The organism is Bacteroidetes Order II. bacterium (genome assembly GCA_016788705.1).
Classification (GTDB): domain Bacteria; phylum Bacteroidota; class Rhodothermia; order Rhodothermales; family UBA2364; genus UBA2364.
Window position 1 is genome coordinate 1 of sequence record JAEUSQ010000054.1, and the last position, 6,261, is coordinate 6,261.

General features: G+C 46.6%; 6 protein-coding genes. 4 read left to right on the plus strand and 2 right to left on the minus strand.

Going from position 1 to position 6,261, the window contains the following annotated elements; all coding sequences use genetic code 11:
• The first annotated feature begins 477 nt into the window (after nucleotides 1-477).
• Entirely contained in the window at nucleotides 478-1,755 is a 1,278-nt protein-coding gene (locus tag JNN12_14235) for a metallophosphoesterase (protein MBL7979493.1), read from the plus strand.
• Here the strand turns inward: JNN12_14235 and corA are convergent, their stop codons facing one another.
• Nucleotides 1,756-2,826: a magnesium/cobalt transporter CorA gene (gene corA, locus JNN12_14240; GenBank protein MBL7979494.1), complete on the minus strand. Its 1,071-nt coding sequence runs from the start codon at nucleotides 2,824-2,826 to the stop codon at nucleotides 1,756-1,758. It abuts the gene before it with no gap.
• A gap of 65 nt (nucleotides 2,827-2,891) precedes the next feature.
• On the opposite strand from corA, the gene crcB reads away from it, so the two are divergent.
• Nucleotides 2,892-3,275: a fluoride efflux transporter CrcB gene (crcB, locus tag JNN12_14245; protein ID MBL7979495.1), complete on the plus strand. Its 384-nt coding sequence runs from the start codon at nucleotides 2,892-2,894 to the stop codon at nucleotides 3,273-3,275.
• Nucleotides 3,276-3,279: 4 nt separating this feature from the next.
• Here the strand turns inward: crcB and JNN12_14250 are convergent, their stop codons facing one another.
• A complete protein-coding gene (locus JNN12_14250; protein MBL7979496.1) occupies nucleotides 3,280-3,735 on the minus strand; it encodes a DUF1801 domain-containing protein in 456 nt (151 codons plus the stop codon).
• A 206-nt stretch (nucleotides 3,736-3,941) separates the two neighbouring features.
• On the opposite strand from JNN12_14250, the gene JNN12_14255 reads away from it, so the two are divergent.
• Both JNN12_14255 and JNN12_14260 read left to right on the plus strand, forming a co-directional pair.
• Nucleotides 3,942-5,213, plus strand: a complete 1,272-nt coding sequence (locus tag JNN12_14255) for an NAD(P)/FAD-dependent oxidoreductase (GenBank protein MBL7979497.1) — start codon at nucleotides 3,942-3,944, stop codon at nucleotides 5,211-5,213.
• 142 nt (nucleotides 5,214-5,355) lie between these two features.
• Entirely contained in the window at nucleotides 5,356-5,934 is a 579-nt protein-coding gene (locus JNN12_14260; GenBank protein ID MBL7979498.1) for a TetR/AcrR family transcriptional regulator, read from the plus strand.
• Nucleotides 5,935-6,261: the final 327 nt, after the last annotated feature.

Genomic DNA, 6,261 nt, shown 5'->3' on the forward strand with positions numbered 1-6,261 from the left:
TAAAAAAAGCCTTGTTCATTTTCAGCCGGACGACATCGTGAAGACCTACGAGTTCATAGACGAACATCTCGGCCAGTTCCCGACCATAACAGCGTGCTCGGCATTGGGGGTAAGCCGTAGCGCCTACTATGCGCACAAAACGAGGTAGTTCATTCGGATGTAAGGAACCTCGCAGCAGGGGCCATCGTACATTCCGACCAAGGCAGCCAGTACGCCAGTGCAAAATTCAGGAAGCACTTGGCCAAGCGGGGCTACCGGCAGAGCATGTCGTGCGAGGGCGACTGCTACGACAGCGCATTGACTGTTCAACCTCACGTTATTCTAATCTAAAACGCACGGCATCCCTACCTATTTGATTACCCCATTGTGCGTTACGTTTGCGTTAAACGTGCCCAATATTCGGATGAAGCGGGCATCTTTTTGTGTTGAGTGGCGTAAGAGGCAACTCTTATAACCAATCTCTTTGAACAAAATACTATGCCAGCAATATTACGGATCGGGATTTTTGTAGGTCTTCTGATCTTGTTAGATGTATATGCTTACAGGGGTTTACGTACTCTTACGGATGGACTTGCGCCGCACTTTCGGAAAACGGCGGTGATCCTTTGGTGGTCCATCCACCTTATTTTTTGGACTGGCCTGCTTGCGGCCACCGTGTTATTCTGGAGTGGAAACCGGCCCTCGCCGGACTTTATGCGCTTCATTGGGATCGGCTTGATCTTGCTGTATGCCCCTAAAATCGTATTTATGATCCCACTCTTGCTGGAAGATGGCTACCGATTGATACGCGGAGGTGGGGTTTGGGTACTGAAACAATTTGGACAAATCGCCCCAGAAACACCCGTAATAGAAGATCGGCGTCGTTTTGTAAGTATGGTTGCGCTTGGCCTCGCCAGTATTCCGTTTGCGGGTATTGTTCATGGCGTAACCTTTGGCAAATACAACTTTACGGTTCGTCGGCGGACGTTGATCTTCCCCGACTTGCCCGAAGCCCTTGATGGATTTACGATCACCCAAATATCAGATTTACATGTGGGGAGTTTTGACGATCCAGAAGCGGTGGCACGCGGTGTACAACTAATCAATCAACAAGGCAGCGATATCATTGTTTTTACGGGTGATATGGTCAATAATAAAGCCGAAGAAATGGACGCATGGCAAGCAGTTTTTGCACAAATGAAAGCGCCACATGGTCTTTATTCAGTTTTGGGCAATCACGATTATGGCGATTATGTGTCTTGGCCCTCTATAGAGGCGAAGCAACAAAATCTGGTCAAATTGGCACAGCATCACGAAAAAATTGGCTTCCGGCTTTTGCGCAACGAACACCATATCGTCGAAAGAAATGGGGCACAATTGGCCGTTGTTGGTGTGGAAAACTGGGGCTTACCACCGTTCCCGCAACACGGCGATCTGGATAAGGCCCTGGCCCAAGTCCCGCAAAATGCTTTTAAGATCCTGCTCAGCCATGATCCTACACACTGGGAACAAGAAGTGTTATCGCACGAGACCCGTTTGCCCCTCACACTTTCTGGGCATACGCATGGGATGCAATTTGGGATTGAAATTCCAGGTTTTCGCTGGAGTCCGGTTAAATTTAGGTATCGTCGCTGGGCAGACCTCTACGAAGAAGTGGGTAAATTTCTGTATGTGAACCGTGGTTTTGGCTTCCTTGGTTTTCCAGGGCGGGTTGGCATCTGGCCAGAAATTACGGTACTTCGGTTAAAAAAAGCCAAGCCTATGCCACAAGCCTAATCAGAGCCATTTTCGTTTTTTAAAATAGAAAATTTGCGAAATCATCAATAGGATCATCACTCCCCAAAGGATGTAATATGCACGCGGATCATGTAATTCTGGCATAATATCGAAGTTCATTCCATAAACACCCGCTAGAAAGGTGACCGGAATAAACACCGTAGAAATAATTGCTAAGACCTTCATCACTTCGTTCATCCTATTAGAAACACTGGAGAGGTACAAATCCATCAGCCCTGACAATAAATCACGGTAGGTTTCTACGGTATCAATGACCAGAACAATATGGTCCTTTAGGTCGCGTAGGTATAAATGGGTATGGTCGGTAATTTGCGGATTTTCCGAACGTTCTATGTTGTTAATCAATTCCCGCAATGGCCAAACTGATTTTCGGAGCATAATCATTTGCCGTTTAAGGTCGTGCAGACGGTGCATCATTTCTTGTTTGGGTTCTTGGATCAGGGCTTCTTCTAAGTCTTCCACCAAATCACCAATGCGCTCCAGCACTTCAAAATAATAGTCCACAACGGCATCCATGAGGGCATAACACAGATAATCTGCACCCGATCTTCGGATCCGCCCTTTGGAAACTTTGATGCGGTGACGTACATGATCGAAGGCATCTTCGCCATCTTTTTCCTGAAACGTGATGACTATTCGGTCTTTCAGGATGATCACCAGTTGCTCTGTAATCACCTTGCGGGCCTCTGGATCAAAGCGGATCATTTTCAGAATGACTACCAGATAACCGTCGTAGTCCTCGAATTTAGGGCGTGTTTGGGTATTCACCACATCTTCCAGCGTAAGCGGGTGGATGCCAAAGCGTTCGCCAATGGACGCTACCAACTCGGTATCATGTAGTCCTTCGATGTTGATCCAGTGGGTAAAGCCAGGGATGGTTTTCTCGAAACAAGACGCAAAGTTATTATAAGTGTGTTCCGAGTGCGTTTTATCGTTGTAGCTCGTAAGTGAAAAGCTGGCTTTTTCGGTGCGTGGTGTGCCGGTATAGAGCAATGCGCCGGGTGGTTGCCCTAGTTTATGCTTCCGGCTGATGGCGTCACGGTTTGGCATTCTAATTGGTTTATCGTACAGAATCGTTGTAATTTACCATTTTCGCCTTCTTATCCAAAAGCAAAATGCAGCCGCAGCTTCTCTTTATTGCCCTCGGTGGAGCCTTGGGTGCTTTGATGCGTTACGCAACCGCCGTAGGCATTTCCTACCTCTGGCGAGGTGCTTTTCCAATGGGAACCGCCATCGCCAATGTATTGGGATGCTTTTTAATTGGTTTGGTACTGCCCTATTTTGCGAAAACCGAAATTTCGGCGGGATTCCGCCTCTTTTTTGTAACGGGTTTTTTAGGTGCTTACACCACTTTTTCCACCTTCAGCCTCGAAACCCTAGCGTTAGTACAACGAAGCGACTATACCACCGCTTTGCTTAATGTGATGGCGTCTCTTGGCTTGGGCTTTGGAGCCACTGCTTTGGGTATCTGGGCAGGCAAAACCTTCTGGGCGGGTTAAATCATCAACGTTTTACAACTTTTTCATACAAAGCAATCCATTCTTGTGGAGGCATCCGGCGTGCCAATTCACCGATTAGGTCATACGGGATATGGGCAGGATTTTTGAACCGGATACAACTTTTGCCCATGTCCAATTTAGTTTTTACCCGTTCCGCGTAGGCGCTTTTGAACCATTGCATAAGGTTCGGATCGGCATAAATTCCCATATGATACACCGCTACATGCTGTTTCTGCGAAGCAATATTCAGGAACGGTAGTGGCATTTTAGTGTCGCAATGATACCCTGCAGGATAGATGGATTTGGGGACCACATATCCAATCATGCCATAGTTCATTTCTTCCTCGAAGCCATCGGGTAGGTTCTCTAAGATGACCTCTCGTAGTTTTTGGATTACAGGCTTCCGTTCTTCTGGTAAAGATTCAACGTAAGCGTCGGGAGTTGGGGCTGTAGATTGCATGGTTTTTGGGGATATGTGAAAACGTTCAAAACAATTCTTTCCAGCACTTGCAAAGCACATAGAAAAAAAGTCGTAACACAATTTAAGCCTAAAAAGCGTTTTGCATATTGTTTTTGCTTGATTTATTTTTTATACTATAACCTGTAATAACAACTTATATCCTGTATTTACTTGTAACTAATGTTCAACCCCCAAACCATACCCCTATGCGTCATCATCAGATTTTGATTATCGGCGGTGGAAATGCCGGTATTTCGATTGCTTCACAACTATACCGGAAGAATCGGAATTTAGATATTGCAATTGTGGATCCGGCAGACAAACACTATTACCAGCCAGCCTGGACTTTGGTTGGTGGTGGGGCCTTTGATGTGGCAAAGACCGTCCGTCCGCAAGAAGAGGTCATGCCTTCGCATGTGAAGTGGATACAGGCAGGTTGTACCGGATTTTCGCCAGACGAAAACAAGGTAACCCTCTCGGATGGTGATCAAGTGACCTACGATCAATTGGTGGTTTGTCCCGGCATTCAACTCAACTGGGACAAAGTTAAAGGGCTGCGGTCTGCTATCGAAAACCGCCAGGGGGTTTCCAGTAATTACCGCTTTGAGTGGGCGCCGCAAACGTGGGACTTAATCAGAAACTTTAGCGGGAAAGGCAAGGCTCTTTTCACAGCTCCCAATACACCGATCAAATGTGGGGGGGCGCCACAAAAAATCATGTACTTGGCTGCCGATTATTTTAGGAAAAGCGGCCTTTTAAAACACGACAGTGTCCATTTTTATTCGGGTGGAACAGTCATTTTTGGCGTTCCAGAATTTGCCAAAACCTTAAACGAAGTTATTAAGCGATACGACATCGAAACCCATTTTGGTCATAATCTGGTGGAAGTACGGGGCGAAGAAAAAATTGCGGTTTTCGAGACCGAAGTGTTTGACCATCATGCCCATCAGGCAAAATTAGAACGGATGGGCTGTGTGGTGGTGGACACCAGTCACGACGGGCGGATGGTACAAGTGGGGGTTCCTTTTGAGATCATGCACGCTACACCCCCACAAAGTGCTCCCGACTTTATTCGTGACAGCCCATTAGCCGTTCCGGGCAATGGCTTCGGGTGGTTAGACATTAATAAGCATACGTTGCAACACAACCGCTATGCCAATATTTGGGGGGCGGGAGATGCGACAAGTACCCCAAATGCCAAAACCGGGGCAGCCATTCGTAAACAAGCGCCCGTCTTGGTAGAAAATCTTTTGGCGACAATGGAGAATAAGCAAGGTAACGGGAATTATACAGGCTATGGCTCTTGTCCGCTGGTGACCGGATACCATAAATTAGTCCTTGCAGAATTTGATTACGAGAACAAGCCCATGACCTCGTTCCCGTTTGACCAAACCAAGGAACGTTACTCTATGTGGCTGTTAAAAAAGAACTTACTTCCATATTTGTATTGGAATAAAATTTTGAAAGGAACGGCCTGAAATTGGCATAGAGCACCATTAGGGCAGGTTGTATCCGAAAAGGGTGCAACCTTTTTTTGTTCCTCCTAACGACAAGCGAACCAAATGAGAGGGAGGGCGTTGGTTTATACGCAACGACCTTCAAGTGAACACGCACAACAACATGGAAAAACCCTCGAGAAAACAACGGGAATGGCAGGAACGAGAGGTAAATATCTTGGATGCCGCCTTGCAGATTGCAAAAACCGATGGTTGGGGCGGGCTTACCATACGAAAGATTGCTCAGCGCATTGAATACAGTACCCCCATGATTTATGCGCACTTTGACGGAAAAGAAGCGCTGCTGTGTCGTTTGATGCTAATGGGGTATGAACGGCTAAAGCAAGCGATTTCGTTGGATGGAGGGATGAATGCGCCGGAAGTACTGACCAAGAAGTATCTACAATTTGCGTTAGAACACAATACCTTATACCAACTGATGTTTGGTTTGCAAGGGGCGGTGCTGAACCCAGCCTGCCTTTCCCACACAGCGCAAGCCCACCACGAACTAACGCAGCACTTTGTATCGGTTTGGAAGGACACAACAGTTGGTTTGGCATTTCTGGCGGCCTTGCATGGCCATATATCCATATACCTAACGGGAAAAGAGTTACAAAAAATGGTGCTCTTCAACCAAGTTGAAACACTTTTATTACGGTTTTTGGCCTTGCACGAAACAAAAATAAACACATCCAACGAATAACCAAGGCGTTTCATCTTATGCACCGTTTCGTAGGGTGGGCTTGCCAATCTATACGCTTTTATACCCTTTGCTGGGTAACCATTTTTTCATGTTTAGCCATTTGTACCGATCTGCCTATTTGGAACATACGATTTGAAAGCCACGCTCCAATTAAGCCGGAATTTTGGTACATATTTTTTAAGTTAAGCGGCGGAAGTTATTAATTCACCGTTACATTAATCGTCAGGCTATAGGTTCCGGGGGCGATATTACCGAGCGTCCAGAGGCCAGTGGCATTGTCGTAAGAGCCAGTGGCCGTAGTCGCACTGACAAAACTCAGGCTTGCTG

What these genes read in the sequence shown, in the direction of transcription:
- JNN12_14235 (MBL7979493.1), top strand. Translation starts at nt 478, where the DNA reads ATGCCAGCAATATTACGGATCGGGATTTTTGTAGGTCTTCTGATCTTG.
- corA (MBL7979494.1), bottom strand. Translation starts at nt 2,826, where the DNA reads ATGCCAAACCGTGACGCCATCAGCCGGAAGCATAAACTAGGGCAACCA.
- crcB (MBL7979495.1), top strand. Translation starts at nt 2,892, where the DNA reads ATGCAGCCGCAGCTTCTCTTTATTGCCCTCGGTGGAGCCTTGGGTGCT.
- JNN12_14250 (MBL7979496.1), bottom strand. Translation starts at nt 3,735, where the DNA reads ATGCAATCTACAGCCCCAACTCCCGACGCTTACGTTGAATCTTTACCA.
- JNN12_14255 (MBL7979497.1), top strand. Translation starts at nt 3,942, where the DNA reads ATGCGTCATCATCAGATTTTGATTATCGGCGGTGGAAATGCCGGTATT.
- JNN12_14260 (MBL7979498.1), top strand. Translation starts at nt 5,356, where the DNA reads ATGGAAAAACCCTCGAGAAAACAACGGGAATGGCAGGAACGAGAGGTA.